Source organism: Spirillospora sp. NPDC048823, assembly GCF_043198445.1.
In the GTDB taxonomy this organism is placed as follows: domain Bacteria; phylum Actinomycetota; class Actinomycetes; order Streptosporangiales; family Streptosporangiaceae; genus Spirillospora.
Window position 1 is genome coordinate 158,118 of sequence record NZ_JBICUT010000013.1, and the last position, 20,662, is coordinate 178,779.

Annotated in this window: 18 protein-coding genes; 6 read left to right on the plus strand and 12 right to left on the minus strand. The window is 71.9% G+C overall.

What is annotated here, in order from left to right; all coding sequences use genetic code 11:
• The first annotated feature begins 38 nt into the window (after positions 1 to 38).
• On the plus strand, positions 39 to 2,258 hold the full coding sequence (locus ACGFK0_RS27155) for a cytochrome P450 (RefSeq protein ID WP_392909592.1): 2,220 nt from the start codon (positions 39 to 41) through the stop codon (positions 2,256 to 2,258).
• 84 nt (positions 2,259 to 2,342) lie between these two features.
• Here ACGFK0_RS27155 and ACGFK0_RS27160 read toward each other — a convergent pair whose 3' ends face one another.
• The 3 genes from ACGFK0_RS27160 to ACGFK0_RS27170 form a co-directional block, all read right to left on the minus strand.
• Entirely contained in the window at positions 2,343 to 2,612 is a 270-nt protein-coding gene (locus ACGFK0_RS27160; protein WP_392909596.1) for a hypothetical protein, read from the minus strand.
• A gap of 58 nt (positions 2,613 to 2,670) precedes the next feature.
• Entirely contained in the window at positions 2,671 to 3,450 is a 780-nt protein-coding gene (locus tag ACGFK0_RS27165) for a sulfite exporter TauE/SafE family protein (protein WP_392909599.1), read from the minus strand.
• A gap of 145 nt (positions 3,451 to 3,595) precedes the next feature.
• Positions 3,596 to 4,387 (minus strand): ABC transporter ATP-binding protein, encoded by a 792-nt coding sequence (locus ACGFK0_RS27170; RefSeq protein ID WP_392909602.1) that lies wholly within the window; start codon positions 4,385 to 4,387, stop codon positions 3,596 to 3,598.
• A gap of 197 nt (positions 4,388 to 4,584) precedes the next feature.
• Between ACGFK0_RS27170 and ACGFK0_RS27175 the strand changes: the two genes are divergently transcribed.
• Positions 4,585 to 5,343 (plus strand): hypothetical protein, encoded by a 759-nt coding sequence (locus ACGFK0_RS27175; RefSeq protein ID WP_392909605.1) that lies wholly within the window; start codon positions 4,585 to 4,587, stop codon positions 5,341 to 5,343.
• Between the two features lie 66 nt (positions 5,344 to 5,409).
• Here the strand turns inward: ACGFK0_RS27175 and ACGFK0_RS27180 are convergent, their stop codons facing one another.
• From ACGFK0_RS27180 to ACGFK0_RS27200, 5 genes are all read right to left on the minus strand, one after another.
• Positions 5,410 to 6,138, minus strand: coding sequence for an RDD family protein (locus tag ACGFK0_RS27180; RefSeq protein WP_392909608.1), 729 nt, complete (start codon positions 6,136 to 6,138; stop codon positions 5,410 to 5,412).
• Between the two features lie 88 nt (positions 6,139 to 6,226).
• A complete protein-coding gene (locus ACGFK0_RS27185) occupies positions 6,227 to 6,676 on the minus strand; it encodes a DUF2752 domain-containing protein (protein WP_392909611.1) in 450 nt (149 codons plus the stop codon).
• Between the two features lie 230 nt (positions 6,677 to 6,906).
• On the minus strand, positions 6,907 to 7,692 hold the full coding sequence (locus tag ACGFK0_RS27190; protein WP_392909614.1) for a PP2C family protein-serine/threonine phosphatase: 786 nt from the start codon (positions 7,690 to 7,692) through the stop codon (positions 6,907 to 6,909).
• A 36-nt stretch (positions 7,693 to 7,728) separates the two neighbouring features.
• Entirely contained in the window at positions 7,729 to 8,457 is a 729-nt protein-coding gene (locus tag ACGFK0_RS27195; protein WP_392909617.1) for a response regulator, read from the minus strand.
• A complete protein-coding gene (locus tag ACGFK0_RS27200) occupies positions 8,454 to 9,596 on the minus strand; it encodes a GAF domain-containing sensor histidine kinase (RefSeq protein ID WP_392909621.1) in 1,143 nt (380 codons plus the stop codon). The genes ACGFK0_RS27195 and ACGFK0_RS27200 overlap by 4 nt, the downstream gene beginning before the upstream one ends.
• 340 nt (positions 9,597 to 9,936) lie before the next feature.
• On the opposite strand from ACGFK0_RS27200, the gene ACGFK0_RS27205 reads away from it, so the two are divergent.
• The 4 genes from ACGFK0_RS27205 to ACGFK0_RS27220 all read left to right on the plus strand — a co-directional run bounded on the left by ACGFK0_RS27205 (position 9,937) and on the right by ACGFK0_RS27220 (position 15,977).
• Entirely contained in the window at positions 9,937 to 11,307 is a 1,371-nt protein-coding gene (locus ACGFK0_RS27205) for an MFS transporter (RefSeq protein ID WP_392909624.1), read from the plus strand.
• The gene (locus ACGFK0_RS27210; protein ID WP_392909629.1) at positions 11,304 to 12,371 is read left to right on the plus strand and encodes an S-adenosylmethionine:tRNA ribosyltransferase-isomerase; all 1,068 of its coding nucleotides are present in this window, start codon (positions 11,304 to 11,306) and stop codon (positions 12,369 to 12,371) included. Before ACGFK0_RS27205 ends, ACGFK0_RS27210 begins: the two co-directional genes overlap by 4 nt.
• 69 nt (positions 12,372 to 12,440) lie before the next feature.
• Positions 12,441 to 13,640: a phosphoserine phosphatase SerB gene (gene serB / locus ACGFK0_RS27215; protein ID WP_392909633.1), complete on the plus strand. Its 1,200-nt coding sequence runs from the start codon at positions 12,441 to 12,443 to the stop codon at positions 13,638 to 13,640.
• A 93-nt stretch (positions 13,641 to 13,733) separates the two neighbouring features.
• Entirely contained in the window at positions 13,734 to 15,977 is a 2,244-nt protein-coding gene (locus ACGFK0_RS27220) for an FUSC family protein (protein ID WP_392909637.1), read from the plus strand.
• A 2-nt stretch (positions 15,978 to 15,979) separates the two neighbouring features.
• Here the strand turns inward: ACGFK0_RS27220 and ACGFK0_RS27225 are convergent, their stop codons facing one another.
• From ACGFK0_RS27225 to ACGFK0_RS27240, 4 genes are all read right to left on the minus strand, one after another.
• Positions 15,980 to 16,447, minus strand: a complete 468-nt coding sequence (locus tag ACGFK0_RS27225) for a SixA phosphatase family protein (RefSeq protein WP_392909641.1) — start codon at positions 16,445 to 16,447, stop codon at positions 15,980 to 15,982.
• Between the two features lie 313 nt (positions 16,448 to 16,760).
• Positions 16,761 to 19,217 (minus strand): sodium-translocating pyrophosphatase, encoded by a 2,457-nt coding sequence (locus tag ACGFK0_RS27230; RefSeq protein WP_392909645.1) that lies wholly within the window; start codon positions 19,215 to 19,217, stop codon positions 16,761 to 16,763.
• Positions 19,218 to 19,732: 515 nt separating this feature from the next.
• Positions 19,733 to 20,170 carry an ATP-binding protein gene (locus tag ACGFK0_RS27235; protein ID WP_392909650.1) on the minus strand — a complete coding sequence of 146 codons (438 nt, stop codon included), beginning with the start codon at positions 20,168 to 20,170 and terminating at the stop codon, positions 19,733 to 19,735.
• A 16-nt stretch (positions 20,171 to 20,186) separates the two neighbouring features.
• Positions 20,187 to 20,540, minus strand: a complete 354-nt coding sequence (locus ACGFK0_RS27240; protein ID WP_392909654.1) for an STAS domain-containing protein — start codon at positions 20,538 to 20,540, stop codon at positions 20,187 to 20,189.
• Between the last annotated feature and the right edge of the window lie 122 nt (positions 20,541 to 20,662).

Sequence of the window (20,662 nt, forward strand, 5' to 3'; positions counted from 1 at the left end):
ACACCGCGCGGAAGACATGCGCATCTGGAGTCGTGCCAATGACGCAGCAGCACATGACACAGCAGGACCACCACTTCGACCACCACTCGGACGAGTGCAACGCCGACCCGGTCGCGTACTACGCCGCGTACCGGGAGGGCTGCCCCGTCGGGCGCACCTCCGCGCACGGCGGCTTCGTCTACACGACGCGGTACGCCGACGTGACGCGCATCGCCCGCGACGACGACGCGTTCTCCTCCTCGCGCGAGACGAGCGGGGTGGACGCGGTCGCCATCGTCATCCCGAGCGGGCCGGGCCTGGAGCAGTACCCGATCGAGGTCGACCCGCCGCGGGCCGCCGGCTACCGCGACCTGATCAACCCGCTGCTGAGCCCGGCGGCGGTCGAGCGGCTGCGGCCGATGATCGCCCGCCACGCCTCCCGGGCCGTGGACGCGTTCATCGAACTGGGCTCGGCCGACTTCGTCCGCGACCTGACCAACCCGGTACCGGCCGCCGTCACCCTCGACTGGCTCGGCTTCCCCGAGGAGGACTGGGCGCCGCTGGCCGGGCCGATCCACGACATCTTCGCCGCCCCCGCCGGCAGCGAACGGGAGCGGCGCGGAGCCGAGGGCCTCGCGTACATGGAGCAGCGCATCCGCGAGCTGATCCGCGACCGACGCGCCGAGCCCCGGCAGGACGCGGTCAGCGCGCTCGCCACCGCCCGCAACGCCGGCGGCGAGCCGTTCACCGAGGACGAGCTGGTCTCGGTCATCGGGCTGCTCATCGCGGGCGGCGTCGACACCACGACCTCGCTGACCGGTTCGACGCTGGTCCACCTGAGCCGCGACCCGGACCAGCGGCGCCGCCTCATCGACTCGCCCGACCTGCTGGAACGGGCCACCGAGGAGTTCCTGCGGGCGTTCGCGCCGTCCCAGTCGATGGCCCGCACGGCGCGCACCGACACCGAGGTCGGCGGCTGCCCGGTCCGGGCGGGCGAGCGCGTCCTGCTCCCGTGGGTGGCCGCCAACCACGACCCCGCCGTGTTCCCCGAGCCGGAGGAGATCCGGCTCGACCGCGACGCGTCCCGGCACCTGAGCTTCGGGATCGGCTCGCACCGCTGCGCCGGCGCCCACCTGGCCCGCGCGATGTTCCGCGAGATGATGACGCAGGTGCTGACCCGGCTGCCGGACTTCCAGGTGCTGGAGGACGGACTCGTCGAGTACCCGACCAGCGGCAACCAGAAGGGCTGGGACGCGCTCCCGGCCGTCTTCACCCCGGGTCCGCGCGCCGGTGGGAGCACCGTGGCCGCCACGACCCTCGGCGCCTCGTACGACCTGACCGTGACGGGCGCCGAAAAGGCGGCCGACGATGTGCTCGCCCTGACGCTGGCGCGCGCCGACGGCGGCGAGACACCCGCCTGGGAACCCGGCGCCCACCTTGAGCTGCGGCTTCCGTCAGGACGCGTGCGCCAGTACTCGCTGTGCGGCGACCCGGGGGACCGTTCGCACTACCGGATCGCGGTGCTGCGCGAGACGGACGGCAGGGGCGGCTCGGAGGAGGTGCACGCGCTGGCCCGCGACGGCGTCACGTTCGGTGTGCGCGGCCCGCGCAACCACTTCCCGCTGGTGGAAGCGGGCTCCTACCTGTTCCTCGCGGGCGGCATCGGTGTCACGCCCATCCTGGCCATGGTGCGCGCGGCGGCCGCACGCGGCGCCGGCTTCCAGGTCGTGTACGGCGGCCGGACCCGAGCGTCGATGGCCTTCCGGGACGAACTGGCCGCCGTCGCGGGCGACCGGCTGCGCGTCCTGCCGCAGGACGAGACCGGCATCCCGGACTTGAAGGCCATCCTCGCGGAGACCGGCCCGGACACGGCGATCTACTGCTGCGGCCCCACCGGGATGATCGCCGCGGCCGAGGGCGCCTGCGACGAACTGGGCATCCGGACCCGGTTGCACGTCGAGCGCTTCACCGGCGACGACTCGCTGGAGGTGGCGTTCGACCCGGCGCTCAACACCGAGTTCGACGTCCACCTCGCCCGTACCGGCGCCACGCTGCGGGTCCCCGCCGACCGCCGGCTCATCGAGGTGATCCAGGAGGTCGTGCCCGGCCTGTCGTACGACTGCGAGAAGGGCTACTGCGGCGCGTGCGAGACGCGCGTGCTGGCCGGCGACCCCGAGCACCGCGACTCGCTGCTCAGCGAGGAGGAGCGGGCCGCGGGCCGGACGATGATGATCTGCGTGGGCCGCTGCACCTCCCCCCGCCTGACCCTCGACCTGTGACGTCGACCTGCGGCGGGTCGCCCCCATGGGCCGCCTCATGGGGGCGGCTCGCCGCAGGTGAACGTGGTTCGGGACGGCCGGCGGTCAGCCGGTGCCGTCGTTCCCGTGGCCTCCGCGCTCGTCGGACACGGGATGCTCGACCAGCGCCAGAACACGGTTGGACATGAAGCGGGCCGTGCGGACGGCGGTGCCCGTCCGCGTCACCTCGCTGACCTCGACCACACCCCGCCGGTTGCCGATCTCCACACGGCGGCCGGCGCGGGTCGCGGCCACCTCGTAGGTCCTGGTGGACGCGCCGCCGACGTCGACCACGATCTCGACCCAGTCGCCCTTCATCGCCAACCCCTCCGACATCCGAACGAATGTTCGATATATACCCGGGGAGGCCTCTGGGCAACCGCGCGGGCTCGGGTCAGCCCCACAGCAGCTGGACGATCGCGACCAGCCCCACCGCCACGATCACCCCGCGCAGCAGCAGCTGAGAGATCCTGCGCGCGAGCTTCGCGCCGAGCAGCCCGCCGACCGTCGAGCCGACCGCGATCAGCAGCACCGCCCACCAGGCGATCTCGGTCCGGCCGAGCATCCACATCCCGATGAACAGCACCGCGGCCGTGCCGTTGACGATCGACACCATCGCGTTCTTCACGCCGTTCAGCCGCTGCAGGTCGTCGTCCAGCCCGATCCCGAGCAGCGCGATCAGCAAGATCCCCTGCGCCGCACCGAAATAGCCGCCGTACATTCCGGTGCCGAAAACGCCCAGCCACAGCCCGGGACCCCCGTCCGGCCGGTGCCCCGCACGCTCGTCCCGGCGGGCCCGCATCCACGCCTGCAGCCTCGGCTGGAGGACCACCAGCACCAGCGCGACCAGGATCAGGCCGGGCACGATCACGGCGAACGCCTCGGGCGGCAGCGTCAGCAACAGCAGCGCGCCCGCCATCGCACCGGCGAGCGAGGCGCTGCCGAGGCGCAGCAGCCGGCCGCGCTGCCCCTTCAGCTCCTCCCGGTACCCGTAGGCGCCGCTGACATTGCCCGTCACCAGCCCGAGGTTGTTGGACACATTGGCCACGACCGGGGGATACCCGAGCGCGAGAAGGGTCGGGAACGTGATCAGCGAGCCGGAGCCCACGATCGCGTTGATCCCCCCGGCGGCGATCCCGGCGGCGAGCACCGCGATCGCATCAAGGACGTCCACATCTCACCCGTTCGGATACCTGAAATTCGCAAGGGCTCCATGATGGTAGAGACCCGGACGGACCGACCCGGAAACCGGGGCACGTGAACGGCGTCATGCGGTACGGCATCCCGCATGGCGGGGCTCATGTACGGCAGGCCGCCCCTCAGCGGGGGGCGGCGCGGGCGTACCAGCGGCCGTTCTGGCGGTCCACGGCGAGCGGGAGGCCGAACGTGTCCGACAGCCGCTCGGCGGTGAACACCTCGTCCACCTTGCCCTGCGCGACGACCTCGCCGCCGCGCAGCAGCAGCGCGTGGGTGAAGCCCTCGGGGACCTCCTCCACATGGTGCGTGACGATCGCCATCGTGGGGGCGTCCGGGTCGTCGGCGAGGGCGGCCAGCCGGGCGACGAGATCCTCGCGCCCGCCGAGGTCGAGGCCCGCGGCGGGCTCGTCCAGCAGCAGCAGTTCGGGGTCGGGCATCAGCGCGCGGGCGATCTGGACGCGCTTGCGCTCGCCCTCGGACAGCGTGCTGAACGTGCGCCGGATCAGGTCGGCGCAGCCGAGCGCGTCCAGCAGCGCGACCGCGCGGCTCACGTCGGTCGAGTCGTACTCCTCCCGCCAGCGCCCCAGGATCGCGTACGAGCCGGTCAGCACCAGGTCGACGACCCGCTCGCCGGTCGGGATCTTCTCCGCGATCGAGGAGCTGGCCAGGCCGATACGGGGACGCAACTCGAACACGTCGGTGCGGCCCAGCTCCTCCTCCAGGATCTCGACCGTGCCCTCGGTCGGATGCAGCATCGCGGCGGCGATCTGGAGCAGGGTGGTCTTCCCCGCTCCGTTCGGGCCCACGACGACCCACCGCTCGCCCTCGCTCACCGTCCACGTGACGTCGCGAAGGAGGGTCGCCCCATCGCGCTTGACCCCGACTCCGCGGAGCTGAAGTACTTCGCCGGCCATCGCGCGCCTTCGTCCCCAATCCCGGTGGTCCCTGATCCTCAGAAGAGAACCTATGCGATCGGGGCGGCCGCCGCCTCCCGGCTCCCCACCGAAACGTCGGTCCCGGTATGCACCCTGGACGCGAGAGGTTGGTTACGTCCGGTGGCATCGGCCATCCGAACGCTTATGGTGGTTCGCATGCCCGTTGGGGAGTGTGTATGAGCGCGGCCGTCGCGACGGCACTGGTCGCCTGGGGCAACGCCTGGCTGACCGGGCACGTCGGTCTCGACGAGGCGGTGGACGCGGTCGAGAAGAACGCGGGCCCGCAGATCCTGGGCGGCGAGCCCGCCGAGGTGACGCTGCGTCGCGGGCTCGGCGACCTGCGCGTCGGCGGAATGACGGCACTGCGGCTGGCCCTCCCCGAACCGGGCGACCCGCTCGGGCTGACCGGCCCGCCCGGCCTCAACCGCGCGGCGATCGAGGCGGGCGCCGCCGTCGTCGCCGTACTCGGCGCCGACCGGGCGATCGGCCTCCTGCCCGCCGAGGACCGGCGCGGATCGTCGTACGTCGGCATCCGCTGGACGACCCACGACGCGTCCCCCGCGCCGCCGGACGTCCCGTCCCTCGCGGAGGCGGACCGGCAGCTCACCCTCGCGATGCGGGACGCCACCGAGGCGCTGCTGACCGTGGACGACTTCGCCGGCGTGCCGCCGGAGATCGCCGACGCGCTGGCCGACATGCGCGACCCGGACCGCGGCGGCCATCCCCTCGCCCCCGGCTACCCGGCCCGCGCGCACCGTCTCGCCGCGCTCGCCGGCCGGCTCTCCCTCGTCGTGGAGCTCGCCCGGCAGATGGACGACCGCGGCCTCGGCATCGACCAGATGCGGCGCCGCGGTGAGGCGCTGCGGCTGCTGGACCGGGCCGTCCGGCGGGCCCTCGTGGCCGCGTGCAACAGCGCGTTCGACCACGTCCCCTGAGCGGAACGGTCCCTCGAACGCGAACGGGGCGCCCCCGGAAGGGACGCCCCGCTCACGAACCGATGATCAGTTGCGCACCACGAGGGTGTTGCAGACCTTGTCGGCGAACGTCTGCTTGCGGTCGTCCCACAGCGGCCAGAGGAAGCCGATGTAGCAGAGCGCGCCGTCGAGGGCGTGGGCGATCTTGCGGACGAAGGCCATGCCGAAGCCGATCGGCTGGCCGGTCTGCGCGCTGACGAGACGGATGCCCATCTGCCGCTTGCCGATCGACTGGCCGGTGGTGCCCTCCTGGTAGCAGATCCACAGGAAGGCGCCGAGGTAGACGGCGAACCCGATCAGGATGAACAGCATGCCGATCACGGCCGCGCCGCCGCTGCCGGACCCGCCGAGCAGCGCGCCGATCAGGTACAGCACGAAGAACGGGGCGCCGATCACCAGGTAGTCGATGATGTAGCCACCGGCACGCGAGCCCCATTCGGCGAGCTGGCCGCCGGAGCCGTAGTGGTGGTGGTGGACCTCCTGGTAACCCGGCTGGGCCGGGGGCGCCGGCGGCGCACCGTAGCCGGGCTGGGCGGGAGGCTGCTGGCCGTACCCGGGCTGCGCCGCGGGCTGACCGTAGCCCGGCTGCGCCGGGGGCTGGCCGTAGCCCGGCTGGGCGGGGGGCTGCTGACCGTAGCCCGGCTGGGCCGGGGGCTGCTGACCGTAGCCCGGCTGGGCCGGGGGCTGCTGGCCGTACCCGGGCTGCTGCTGCCCGTAGCCCGGCTGCTGGCCGTACGGGTCGTAGGGGTTACCCACACTTGCTCCTTATTGATTGACCCTGTGGTTATGTGACGCCCGCCGGACCCGGTGGGCTCCGCAAGTCTGACCGACGATCGACCGCGGCTCAAACGCGCAGAACACCGAACCGGACGAGCTGCCACAGCTCCGACCCCACGAGGGCGGTGCCGAGCATCCAGGCACGGGTCTTCGGCTGGAGTGCCCACCACCGTCCTCCCAGCCCCAGTGGCGCGACCGCGACGGCGATCGCGCCGGTGAGGGCCACCGGATTCGCGAGCACGGCCTGGGCGGGACGACCCGAGCCGAACTCGATGAACACGGTGGTCCCCCCGCACAGGGGACACGGGATTCCGGTGAGCGCCCGAAGGGGACAGAGCACGCCGGGGTCGTTGACACGGTGGATCCATGACGCGCCGATGGCCGCGACGGCCATCGCCGACACACGCAGAGCCGCACCCAGGGGTCCGTGCCGCGCTGCGGTGAGGGTCCGGCTGACGAGCCCGCCGAGCACACCGTCCGGTGCACCGGTGACCGCCGCCCCGGGCGCTTCCCCCACGAATCCTCCGCCTCGATGACTAAAGCTGAGTGACCCGTATACCGGGTGCACCCCGAGGCTGGTCAAGCCCTGGCAACGGTCTGCAATCGGACCGTTACACAGTGCTCGGTGACATCACCTCTCGGCAAGAGTAGGACAAATCGCCACCTGCGTGAGCACTCTTTTACCCGACGAGTTCCATGAATCGTCTGGAAATTCGCCACCCGGTCCACCAGTCGGGGCAATGGAGGTCAGGCCTGGGCGGCGGCGCCCACGACCATGGGGGGTTCGGCGCCGGTCACGTGATCGGACTCCACGACGTCGGCGACGACCGCGGTGATGTTGTCGGGGCCTCCGTTGTCGCGGGCCATCTCGATCAGCCGGTCGACGGCGCGCTGCGGGTCGGCCTCGGCGGACAGCACCTCGTAGATCTTCTGCGCGTCGACCGGGCCGCACAGCCCGTCCGAGCACAGCAGGTAGCGGTCGCCGAGCTGGGCGTCGCGAAGGCGCAGGTCGGGCTCGCGGTCGTCCCGCCCGTCCAGCACCCGGTACAGCACGTGCGACAGCCGCGACGTCTCGGCCGGGTCGGCGGTCTGGCCCGCCGCCTCGGCCTCCGCCTTGAGCAGCTCGTCCATCGTGTGGTCCTGGGTCATCTGGTAGAGCTCGCCGTCGCGCAGCATGTAGCCGCGCGAGTCTCCGACGTGCGCCAGCGCCACGGACTCGCCGGACCAGAGCATGGCGGTGAGCGTGGTGCCCATCCGGCTCAGGTCCGGGCGTTCCTCCCGGACGATCCGCAACTTCTCGTTGGCCTCGGCCACCGCGCGGCCCAGGATGTCGACAAGATCGTCTTTAGGGGCATCGGTGTCGAGCGAGCGCAGTGAGCCGATGACGGTGGAGCTGGCGACCTCGCCGCCCGCGTAGCCGCCCATGCCGTCCGCGACCGCGATCAACCGCGCACCGGCGTAACCCGAGTCCTCGTTGTTCTCGCGGTTACAGCCGATGTCGCTGCCTGCTGCGTATCTGATTGCTACGTTCATACCAATTTCGATGACGATCCTGTCAGAGGAGTTGTATCAGCCGCGGGCGGTGGCTTCCCCGGTTTCCCCGGTTTCCCCGGGTGCGCCGGACGAGCCGACGCCGTGCCGGACGGCGTACAGCGCCGCCTGCGTCCGATCCTGGACTCCCAGTTTCATGAGCAGATTACTGACGTGCGTCTTGACCGTCTTCTCGGACACCACGAGTGCGCGGGCGATCTCCCGGTTGGACCTCCCCCGCGCGATGTGCACGAGCACCTCCCGTTCCCGTTCGGTCAGCGCGGCCAGGCCGCGGTCGTCACCTCCGGCGCCACGGCCCGCCGGACCGTCCGCCAGCATCGCCTCGGCCGCGTCGGGCGCGAACAGCACGTGCCCGTCGTGGACCGCCCGGATCGCCTGCACGAGCGCCTGCGGGTCGACGTCCTTGTACAGGTACCCGGACGCGCCCGCCTGGACCGCCGGCAGCACATGCCCGCGCTCGGTGACGCTGGTCAGGACGAGGACGCGTGCCGGCACCCCACGAGCCCGCAGCTCCGTCAGCGCGGCCAAGCCGTCGGCGCCCGGCATCTTGAGGTCCAGGAGCACGATATCGGGCTCCAGCGATTCGGCCAGTGTCACGGCCGACGCGCCGTCCCCGGCCTCGCCGACGACCTCGATGTCCTCCTGGATGCCGAGGAAGGTGCGCAGTCCCTGCCGGACGACCGGATGGTCGTCGGCGATCAGGACCTTGATCGTTCCATGTCGCGGCCCGCCGCCGTTCGCGGTCACAGCGGCACCTCCAGCCGGACGGTCGTGCCCCGTCCCGGAGCGGCGTCGATGGTGAGGCCACCGCCGATCGAGTACGCACGGTCCCGCATGGACTCGAGCCCCAGCCCGCCCTGCGGCTCGGCCGTGTCGGACGCGTCGAAGCCCGAGCCGTCGTCGGCGACCTCCAGGACGGCGCGTCCATCCTGCGTGGCCAGGCGGACCTCCACCGTCTGGGCCCCGGCGTGTCGCAGCGCGTTGTAGAGGGCCTCCTGGGTGATGCGGAAGGCGACGGCCTCATGGTCCTCCGGCAGGACGACGGCCTCGTCGGCGGCGATGCGCACGGTGGCCTCGTGCGCCCGGTCGAGGACCTCGACGTGCTTGCGCAGGGAGGCGACCAGACCGTCCGCGAGGTCCGCCGGGCGCAGCTCGAAGATGACGGCGCGCAGTTCGTTGAGGGCCCCGGCGGCGAGGCGCTCGACCTGCTCCAGCTCCTTGACGGTGCGGGCGGGGTCGCTCTCGGCCAGCGCGGACGCGGTGCGGGCGGTGAGGCGCAGCGAGAAGAGCTTTTGGGCGACGGCGTCGTGCAGCTCGCGGGCCATGCGGTTGCGTTCGGCGACGACCGTCAGCTCACGGTTGTGCTCGTGCAGCCGGGCGTTCGCGATGGCGATCGCGGCGTGCGCGGCGAACAGGGTGAGGAGGTCTTCGTCGCCCTCGGTGAATCCGCCGGGACGCTGCTTGTTGGCCAGGAAGATGATGCCGAGGACGTCCTCGCCGTCCAGGATCGGCACGCCCAGGAAGTCCTTCAGGACGGGATGCGCGACCGGCCAGCCTTCGAACTCCGGTTCCTTGCGGATGTCGGTGAGGCGCTTCGGCGTGTCGCCGTGCAGCATCGCGGCGAGCATGCCGTGCTGGCGGGGCAGCGGGCCGATCCGCTCCCACTCCTCCTCCGAGATGCCCTCGACGACGAACTCGGCGAACGAGCCCTCGTCGTCCGGGACGCCGAGCGCCGCGTACCGCGCGTCCAGGAGCTGCGCCGCCGCCCGGACGATCACCTGGAGCACCTCGTGGACGGACAGGTGCCGGGTCACCGCGAGCACCGCGGAACTCACGGCGTGCAGGGTCGCGCCCTGGTCGCCGCGGCAGCCGTCCTCGGTCTCCATCCCGGCCTCTCGTCGCCCGTGGCCGAGCGCCTTCCGGCACTCACATGTGAAGACCGTACTCGGTGCCCGGGTCTTCTCGCTCGCCCCACGTGGAGGGACCCCGCACATCCTCCGCCACACCTGCGGCCCCGGCCCCGGAACGGACGTCTCCGGCCGTCTCGGCAGGGCGTCCGGGACCCTGGTCCTAGGACCATCTGACCACCCGCCGCAGGACCCGCCGGCCGATGCCATGAGCTGCGCGGATTCCTACCGTCGAAGGCATGACCGCAGCGAGCACGGCGAACACGGCACTGATCACCGGGGCCTCCCGCGGGCTCGGCCGGGACCTGGCCGGTGCACGATGACCACCGTGCTCCAATCCGATCATCCGGCACCGCCGCCCGGCACCGGGACCAAGCCGCGGGAAGCCGGGCTCCGGGCCACGACGCTGGGAATCGTCCTGGTCGTCACGCTGCTGGCGTTCGAGGCCATGGCCGTCGGCACGGTCATGCCGGTGGTCGCCGGCGACCTGGACGGCCTGTCGCTGTACGCGTGGGGCTTCAGCGCCACCCTGATCACGAGCCTGCTGTCCACCGTCCTGGCGGGCGGCTGGATCGACCGGGCCGGCCCCGTTCGGCCGTTCATGATCGGCCTCGGGACGTTCGTCGCCGGGCTGGTGATCGCGGGCGCGGCGCCGTCCATGTGGCTGTTCGTGGCCGGGCGCGCGGTGCAGGGCCTCGGCTCGGGCGTCGCGATCGTCGCGATGTACGTCGTGATCGCCCGCGTCTACCCGGAGGATCAGCGCTCCCGCGTGTTCGGGATGCTCGCCGCGGCGTGGGTGCTGCCGTCGCTGATCGGCCCCGCGGTCGGCGGCGTCGTCGCCGAGCACGCCGGCTGGCGATGGGTGTTCCTCGGGATGATCCCGCTGGTGATCCCGACGACGCTGCTGCTCGTCCCGGCACTGCGCGGCATCCGGGCCGTGGACGCCGCTCCCGCCGCCGGCAAGGGCCGTTATCTCGCCGCGATCACCGTGTCGGCGGGCGCCGGAATCCTCCTGTACGGCCTGGACGCCCCCGGCTGGACGATGGCGGCCGCCGTCGCCGCGGGGGTCGCGGGCCTCGCGTACGGTCTGCCGAAACTCCTGCCCGCCGGGACGCTGCGCCTCCGCCGCGGGCTGCCGAGCGTCATCCTCGTCCGGGGCCTGCTGTCCGGCGCGTTCTTCGGCACCGACGTGTTCATCCCCCTGGCGCTGACCCGGCTGCACGGCTTCAGCGCCACGCAGGCGGGGATCGTGCTGACGGTCGGCGCGCTCGGCTGGTCGGCGTCGGCCCAGATCCAGGCCAAGTCCAAGCGTTCCCGCGCGTTCTTCACCCGCCTCGGCGCCGTGCTCGTCACCGCCGGGATCATCCTCACCGTCATCGCGCTCCAGCTCTCCGGCTGGCTCGCCGTCCCCGCGTGGATCATCGGCGGCGCCGGGATGGGGTTCGCGATCAGCAGCCTCTCCGTCCTGCTCCTCGACCTGTCCCCCGAGGGCGAGCAGGGCGTCAACTCGTCCTCGCTGCAGATCAGCGACACCCTCGGCTCCTCCCTCGTGGTCGGCGTCGCGGGCGCGCTGGTCGCCGGCTTCGGAGGCGCACGGCTCGACACGGGCCTGGCCGTCGCCGGGGCGCTGTTCGCCGTGATCGCCGCCCTCGGCGTGATCGCCGCACTCCGGCTGGAGGCCCGCGCATGACCGTCGACTTCACCCTCCCCCCGTCCCTGGAGGCCCACGAGCCTCCCGAAGCGCGCGGCCGGACCCGCGACGGCGTCCGGCTCCTCGTCTCACGCCGCGCCACCGGAGAGGTCGCCCACCACGAGTTCCGCGACCTGCCCGCGCTGCTCGACCCGGGCGACCTGCTCGTCGTCAACACCTCGGCCACGCTGCCGGCCGCCGTCCGGCTCGACCGGATCAGCGTCCACTTCTCCACCCCGGTGCCCGGCGGCGGCGACCGGGTGTGGCTCGTCGAACTGCGGCGCCTCACCGGCAAGTCCAGCAGCCCCTACCCGGGGGGCCGCCCCGGCGAATGGATCCCGCTGCCCGGTGGCGCCACCCTCACCCTGGTGGGGCGGCACAAAGGCGGTTCCGGGGGGCGTGGGGAGTCGTCCCCCCGCAGCACGTCGGAGCGTCTCTGGGAGGCCAGGCTCAGCACCGATGTCGTCCCGTATCTGCGGCGCCACGGGACACCGATCCGGTACGGGTACGTCCGCTGCGACTGGCCGGCCGCCGCGTACCAGACCGCGTTCGCCCACGACCGGACGACCGGCGGCGCCGAAATGCCGAGCGCCGCACGGCCCTTCACCCCCGAACTGGTGACCCGGCTCGTCTCGCGCGGCGTCCTCATCGCCCCGATCACCCTGCACACGGGCGTCGCGGCCCCCGGGGCCCACGAACCCCCGTACGCCGAACGCTACGAGGTCCCCGAACCGACGGCCGCGCTGGTCGAGCACGTCCGCGCCCGCGGCCACCGGGTGATCGCCGTCGGCACCACCGCCGTTCGCGCCCTGGAGACGTCCGCGGACGCCGCCGGGCACGTCCGGGCATCCCAGGGGTGGACCGAGCACGTCGTGACCCCCGAGCACGGCGTACAGGCCGTCGACGGCCTCCTCACCGGCCTGCACGAGCCCCGGTCGTCCCACCTGATGATGCTCACCGCCATCGCGGGACCCGGCCTGCTCGCCTCGACCTACAAGGCCGCCCTGGCCGGACGCTATCTCTGGCACGAGTTCGGAGACGTCAATCTCCTGCTGCCCGACTAGCCCCGCCGTCTTGCATGCTGGACCTGGCGCACGTTCCCCGCGTCGCGGCCGGTAACGTGGTGAACAGTTATGGACGGGTCAGCACAGCGCACGCTCCTCATCACACTCACCGGACGCGACCGCCCCGGCGTGACGTCGCGTCTCTTCCGGACACTCGCGGAGTTCCCGCTCACCGTCGCCGACGTCGAACAGGTCGTGATCCGCGGGCGGCTCGTCCTCGGCGTCCTGCTCGCCTACAGCGAAGGCGCCGACATCGGCCGGGTGTGGAACGCCGCCGAACGCGTCGCCAACGACCTCGACATGGAGATCGAGCTGTCCACGGGCCGCAACAAGCGGATGCCGAAGCGCAGCGGCCGCCTCCACGTCACCGTCCTCGGCGCCCCGCTGAAGCCCGCCGCCATGGCCGGCATGGCCGGGCGGATCTCCGCGCACGGCGCCAACATCGACCGCATCGAACGGCTCGCGCAGAACCCCGTCACCTGCATCGAGATGGACGTCTCCGGCGCCGACCCCGACGCCCTCCGCGCCGCCCTCACCGCCGAGGCCGCCGAGCAGGAAGTGGACGTCGCCGTCCAGCAGAGCGGCCTGCACCGCCGCGCCAAACGGCTGATCGTCATGGACGTCGACTCCACCCTCATCCAGGGCGAGGTCATCGAACTGCTCGCCGAGCACGCCGGCTGCCTCGACGAGGTCGCCAAGGTCACCGAGGCCGCCATGCGCGGCGAACTCGACTTCGAGGGCTCCCTCCGCGAACGGGTCGCGCTCCTCGCCGGGCTCGACGCGTCCGCCATCGACGACGTCCGCGACGAGCTCCGCCTCGCCGCCGGCGCCCGCACGATGGTCCGCACCCTGAAGCGGCTCGACTACAAGTTCGCCATCGTCAGCGGAGGCTTCACCCAGGTCACCGACGGCCTGGTCGACGATCTCGGCATCGACTACTCCGCCGCCAACACCCTGGAGATCGAGAACGGCAAGATCACCGGCCGGGTCTCCGGCCCGGTCATCGACCGCGCCGGCAAGGCCGCCGCCCTTGAGCACTTCGCCAAGGAAGCCGGCATCCCGATCAGCCAGACCGTCGCGATCGGCGACGGCGCCAACGACCTCGACATGCTCCAGGCCGCCGGCCTCGGCATCGCCTACAACGCCAAACCCGTCGTCCGCGAGGCCGCCGACACCGCCGTCAACGTCCCCTACCTCGACACGATCGTCTTCCTCCTGGGCATCTCCCGCGAAGAAGTGGAAGCCGCCGACGCCGCCGACGAGTGTTGATCCACGTTCGGCCTTAGTGGGCGATCACCTGGGTACAGGTGGGAGGGCGGGGTTGCGGGCCGCCTGAAGTGTCGAGGAAGAGGCGGGCGATCGGTGCTGCAGCGGGCCGGGGAGGCTTACGCCCGGATCGGTGGGCGGGCGGCGCCGATGTACGGGTTCGCCGCGGCGCTCGCCATGGCGGTGCCGCTGTTCGTCGGGGCGGTGACCGGGCACGGCGCGCAGGGGTCGATGATCGCGCTCGGCGCGTATCTGGTCGCGTTGCGGGCGCCGGAGGGACCGTACGGGGCGCGGGCCCGCGACCTCGCGGTCGGCGTGCTCGTGGTGGCGGTCGGGTCGGCGTTCGGCGGGCTGCTGAGCGAGACCGCGTGGCTGCCCGTCTTCGTCGTCCCGCCGCTGATCGCGCTGGGCGTCGCCGTCCCGCGGATCGGTTCGACGGCGGGGCTGGCGGTGCTGCTCAGCGCGGTCCGGCCGCCGTCCGACGTCATCCTCATCGGGATACTGGAGCTGATCGGCGGGCTGATCATCGCCGGGCTGCTGCTGGCGCCGTGGCCCGCGCGGCGGCTGCGTCCGCTGCGGGCGGCGCTGAGCGAGACGGCGGACGCCGTCGCGGAGGCACTGGACGCCGTGGCGCAGGACGTCGCGGCACCGGACGGCAGCCCGCTCGACGACGTCGAGCTGACCGACCCCGATCTGCTGGCCGTCACCCGCATCCCCGACTGGGAGGCCAAGCGGCGGGCGGCGTCGGAGTCGCTGACCGCGGCACGCGCCACCTACGCGCTGTACCGGTCCGGACGCGGGCGGACGGAGCCCACAAGGCCCGAACGGCTCATCGAGGCGCTCGGACGCGTCCTGCACGAGACGGTGACGCTCCAGGCCGTCCTGGAGGCCGCGAAGAACTATCCGCCGGACCGCGAATGGCAGGAGGAGACGCAGACCGCGATCTCGGCGCTCGCGGCGCGGCTGCGGCTGCTGTCCGGCGCGGTCGCGAGCGCGGGCGAGGCGCCGCTCGGCCGGGAGGAGTCCGCCGCCGTCCGCCGGATGGGACGGGCCGCCGAACACATCAGGCGCGCGGGTCTCGCCGGGGACGAGGACCTCGTCGCGGTCGCGCTGATCGGGCAGGTGCGCCGGTCGATCGACCGCATCACCGGCGAGGTCGCCTCCACCCGCCGCCTCGTCGCGGGCGGGCTCCGGTTCGGGCTCGGCCCGCCCCGGCTCCCCGAGTTCGACCCGGCGCCGGTCTGGGCGCGGCTCCGCCGCGCCGTCGCCACCCGCTCGCCGATGTTCCGGCAGGTGTCGCGCGTCTTCCTGACGGCCCTGGTGACGATGGCGCTGGCCGCCGCGCTGGACCTCGGCTACGGGCACTGGATGACGATCACCGCGATGCTGAGCCTGCGCGCCACCTACGGCGAAACCGTCGAACGGCTCGTCCAGCGGGTCGGCGGCACCGCCGCCGGGTCGGCCGTCGCAGCCGTCATCCTGACGCTCGCGCCGGGGCCGCCGGCCATCGCGGTGATCGTCTTCTGCTTCGCGGTGGCGGGTTTCGCGATGCGCGCGGTGAACTTCGCCTACTGGGCCCTGTTCGGGACGCCGCTCGCGATGATGCTGCTGGACTTCTCCACGCCCGCCGACTGGGTCACCGCCGGCGAGCGGATCCTGCTGACGTTCGCCGGGACGATCATCGCGTATCTCGCCGTCCGGCTGCTGTGGCCCGCCGGGCACCTCGAACGCCTGCCCGTGCAGCTCGGCCGGCTCCTCGACCGGCACGCCGGCCTCGTCCGCGCGACGGCGGACGTCCTCGCCGGTGAACGCGTCCGGCTGCCCCACGACACGATCGTCACCGCGGAACGGTCCGCCGAGGCCGTCGCCGCGACCCGGACGCGGCTCGGCCACGAACGGGTACCCGACACCGAGCTGATCGCCGAGCTGGAGACCGTCGTTGACGCCGCGCACCGCACCCGCGACCGCCTGATCACGGTCGCGAAGCTGTCCCGCGAGGAGGCCGTCGACACCGGGCCGATCCCCGAGATCCTCGACCGCCTCGCCGACCAGCTGGAGGAGACCGCGGGACTGCTGGAGGATCCGGAGCCGCCCGACCCGGAGGCCGCCACGCCGGCGGAGGAGATGAGCGAGGAACTCGCCGACCTCGACACCCACCTGTCCAAGCTCACCCGGCGGCGCCGCGCCGAGATCACCTCGGGTGTCGGACGGGACGAGTTCACCCCGCTCCGGCACGCCCTGCTCCAGGTGTCCGGCACCCGGCACACGATCCGGATGCTGCGCGAGGACGCCGGGACGGTCATCGAGTCGTCGCTGACCGCCGCCGGATCCCGCCGCTGACGTCAGTCCTTCGGGGTGTGGGTGGCGCGGAGCGTCCCCGCGCCGTGACGGACGTCCGTCCACGCGCCCGGCAGTTCGATCACGGCGAACGCGCATGTCGGGAAGCTGTCCGGCGCGCTTCCGGTCAGGTCGTGGACGAGCTGGTGCACGGACGGGTTGTGCCCCACCAGCAGCAGCCGTCCGACGTCGTCCGGGGTCTGGTTCACCAGTGTGAGGATCCCGCCGGGGTCGTTGCCGTAGATCCCGGACTCGAAACTCACCTCGGCGTCGACGTCCAGCAGGGCCAGCGTCTCCCGCGTCCGCGCCGACGTGGAGCACAGCACCAGTCCGGGGACGAGGTCGTTCGCGCGGAGCCAATCCCCCGCCGCCGCGGCGTCCCGCCGGCCGCGGTCGTTGAGGGTGCGGTCGAAATCGGCGATCCCCAGCCCCGCGACGGCCTTGGCATGGCGTAGCAAGATGAGCGTCGGCATACCGATCAGCCTAGCCCTCGCCGATCGCACGCCCGCGGGGTGCGGGTGGGGGCTACGGGGCGACCATGGCCGCCAGGGCCCAGAGCACCAGCATGATGCCGAGCATCCCGCCGAGCACGATGGCGAAGCCCTTGGCCCCCGACATCGTCGACTTGCCGCCGCTCGCCACAGCGCCTCCCGCTTTCGGTCCACTCCGGTACGTACAGCGTATGGCCGGTCCCGGGCGGACGTGACAGGACCCCGGGCATGCGGAAGGGCCGGCGGCTCGTCGCCACCGGCCCCTCCGCCCCGACAGGCGGGTCCGCCCGAACGGTCAGCCGTTCTTGGCGGACGACTCCTCGTTGCCGGACTCGGCCGTGGCGCCGCCCGAGTCGGCGCCGACGGCCGCCTCCTCCGGGGAGCCCTCCTCGACGGCGCCGCCCTCGGCCTCGCCGCCCTCCGTGGCGGCCGGGCCGGGTGCGCCGCCTTCGACGGCCGGCTCGGCGATCGGGTCGGCGCGCCGCTTGGAGATCACGATGGCGGCCACCACGACGCCGACGGACACCACGGTCACCACGACGCGCAGCAGGGTGTTGCCCGCGTACGTGACGACCGCGTCCGCGATCAGCAGCGCGACCAGGTTCATCACCTTGATCAGCGGGTTGATCGACGGACCGGCGGTGTCCTTGAACGGGTCGCCGACCGTGTCACCGATGATCGTGGCCTCGTGCGCGGGGCTGCCCTTGCCGCCGAGGTGGCCCTCCTCGACGAGCTTCTTGGCGTTGTCCCAGGCGCCGCCGGAGTTGGCGAGGAACACCGCCATCAGCACGCCGGCGGCGATCGCGCCGCCCAGGTAGGCGCCCAGCGGCGCGTACCCGAGCGCGAAGCCGACCGCGATCGGAGTCAGGATCGCCAGCAGTCCGGGGGTGGCGAGCTCGCGCTGCGCGTCCCGGGTGCAGATGTCCACGACCCGGTCGTAGTCGGGCTTCTCGGTGTAGTCCATGATCCCGGGCTTGGTGCGGAACTGCTCCCGCACCTCGACCACGACCCGTCCGGCCGCCCGGCCGACCGCCATGATGGCCAGGCCGGAGAACATGAACACCACGGCCGCACCGATGATCAGCCCGATCAGCACGTTCGGGTTGTCGATCGACAGGCTGAACACACCGAAGTCGCCGAGTGCGTCCTTGGCCTCGTCGGACGCGTCGTTCAACGCCGAGATCACCGTCGTCCGGAACGAGCCGAACAGCGCGGTCGCGGCGAGCACCGCCGTCGCGATCGCGATGCCCTTGGTGATCGCCTTGGTGGTGTTGCCGACCGCGTCCAGCCGCTCCAGGACGGACGCGGCCTCACCCTGGACGTCCCCGGACATCTCGGCGATGCCCTGGGCGTTGTCGGAGACGGGACCGAACGTGTCCATCGAGACGATCACGCCGACGGTGGTCAGCAGGCCGGTGCCGGCCATCGCCACCGCGAACAGCGCCACGGTGGTGTTGCCGAAGCCGAGCAGGAACGCCCCGTACACGGCGCCGCCGATGACGAGCGCGGTGTAGACGGCCGACTCCAGGCCGAGCGAGATGCCGGACAGGATGACGGTCGCGGGCCCCGTGCGGGCGCTGTTGGTGACCTCCTGGACGGGCTTGCGGTTCGTCTCGGTGAAGTAGCCGGTCAGCAGCTGGATCGCGCTGGCCAGCACGATGCCGATGAGCACCGCGCCGATCGCGACCCAGCGCGGGTTGGCGTCCAGGTTCTGGATCGCCGTGTCGGTGACCCCGGTCAGGTCCGCGAACGACGAGGGCAGGTACGCGAACGCGGCGATCGCGACGAGGATCGCCGAGATCCCCGCCGAGATGAAGAAGCCACGGTTGATCGCCGTCATCCCGGACCGGTCACCGGACCGGGGCGTCACCGCGAAGATGCCGATCACCGCGGTGATCACGCCGATCATCGGCACGATCAGCGGGAACACCAGGCCCTCGGTGCCGAACGCCGCGGTGCCCAGGATCAGCGCCGCGACGAGCATGACCGCGTACGACTCGAACAGGTCGGCGGCCATGCCGGCGCAGTCACCGACGTTGTCGCCCACGTTGTCGGCGATGGTCGCGGCGTTGCGGGGGTCGTCCTCGGGAATCCCCTGCTCGACCTTGCCGACCAGGTCGGCGCCCACGTCGGCGGCCTTGGTGAAGATGCCGCCGCCGACCCTCATGAACATGGCGAGCAGCGCGGCGCCGAAACCGAAGCCCTCCAGGACCTTCGGCGCGTCGCCCTGGTAGGCCAGTACGACGACCGCCGCGCCGAACAGGCCGAGGCCGACGGTGAACATTCCGGCGACGCCGCCCGTACGGAAGGCGATGCGCATCGCCGTCTTCTCGCCGCCCTCCTCGCGGGCGGCCGCGGCGACCCGGACGTTGCCCCGGACCGCCAGCCACATGCCGACGAACCCGGTGACGGCCGAGAACAGCGCACCGACGATGAAGAAGACCGACCGTCCGATCCGTTCCCCGGTCGAGTCGGCGGGTAGCAGCAGCAGTACGAGCGGGATCAGGACCACGAAGACCGCGACCGTTCGGAACTGGCGTTTCAGGTAGGCGCTCGCTCCTACCTGAACGGCCCGCGCGATCTCTTGCATCTTGTCCGTGCCCTGGCCCGCGGCCAGGACATCACGTACGAGACCCGCGGCGACGGCCAGTGCCAGCAGTGCGACCACGGCGACGACGACGACCAATGAGAGGTCGCCGCCGCCGAGATCCACGTCTGCGCTGGCCGGGCTTGACAGGGAAAGCCCAGACATCCGTCCTCCTCGACAGGGGTGTTGCGATCTCGACCGTCAAAAGACGATCTTTACCGCGTACCCCGCGAGTCATGATTTCGAACGCCCTCGCACGGCAACGCGGGTGCCGGGAGTCTACGCACGCGTAGGTCGAATGTTAAGGCCGAAGGGCCCTGGAAGCGGATGTCGCCAAAATGCAATGAACGGTACGCCGGAATTTCCCTGATAAGGCTGGCCAGGCGGCATGTGCCCAGGTCAGCCTGGGTTAGCTCTTTATTACCTCGCGGCCACATTGGCGTGCGCAGCACGTCACGGGCGCATCGGCGAGGCCACCGGCGTCCTCATTTAAGCTAGCCATTAACACGAAATAAGTCCAGACCCAAATCGATCCGAACCGAGATCATCCCCCAGAGAATCTCACACCCTGAAACCCATCGGCCCCACGCGTCCCAAACCGGACACCCGACCCGCCAAGAGACGGCGAAGGCCCCGCCGGGGTCGGCGGGGCCTTCGGACGTCGGTGGGACGGGCGCGTGTCAGATGGTCGCCTCCGCCTCGGCCGGCCAGCTCATCCGTATCTGGACCCCCTTGGGCGTGGCGGCGATCTCCACGTCGTCGGCGAGCCCGGCGATGACGGCCAGCCCCAGCTCCGCGGTGCCCTCGCCCAGGGCGTAATCGAACTCCTCCGCGTCCGGGGCCGTGGGGAGGCCCCCCGCCGCGTCCTCGGAGACGGTGTCGCTGACGGTCACCTCGAAGCGGCGGTCGGCGCCGCTCAACTCCAGGCGGACGGGCTCGTCCGGGCAGTGCCGGCGATGCGCCTCCACGGCCCGCGAGCACGCCTCGCCCACCGCGAGCCTGACCTCGTCCAGCAACGGCTCGGCCACACCGCTGCGGCGGGCCACGGCGGTGACGATCAGCCGGGCGGTCCGGACATGGACGGGGAGCGCACTGAAGGACAGTTCAACGGTCGACATCTCAGCTACAGGCCGCCTACCTGGCGCCCTTGCGCTTCTCCTCGGCCTCGGCGATCGAGTCATGGATGCCGAAGACCTTGGTCAGCCCCGTGATCCGGAAGATCTTGAGGATGCGCTCCTGGGTGCACACCAGTTCCAGCGAACCGTCGTGGGCGCGCACCCGCTTCAACCCGCCGACGAGGACACCGAGGCCGGTGGAGTCGAGGAACTCCACCTTCTCCATGTCCACGAGCAGGTGGAACTTACCCTTGTTGACCAGGTCGATGAGCTTCTCGCGAAGCTTCGGCGCCGTGTAGACGTCGATCTCGCCCTCCACGTTGATGACGGTGAGGCCATCGTCAGTGGTGTAGTCGTTCACCTTCAGGTCCACAGATCCTCCAGCGCGCCGTGCAGCACTATCTGATCTCGATCGACCGAGCCAGCCGGGGCGGCGATTCGGCCATCGAGAGTTCGCCGTGATTCAACCACGCTCCGGCGTCGTGCACGCACGTT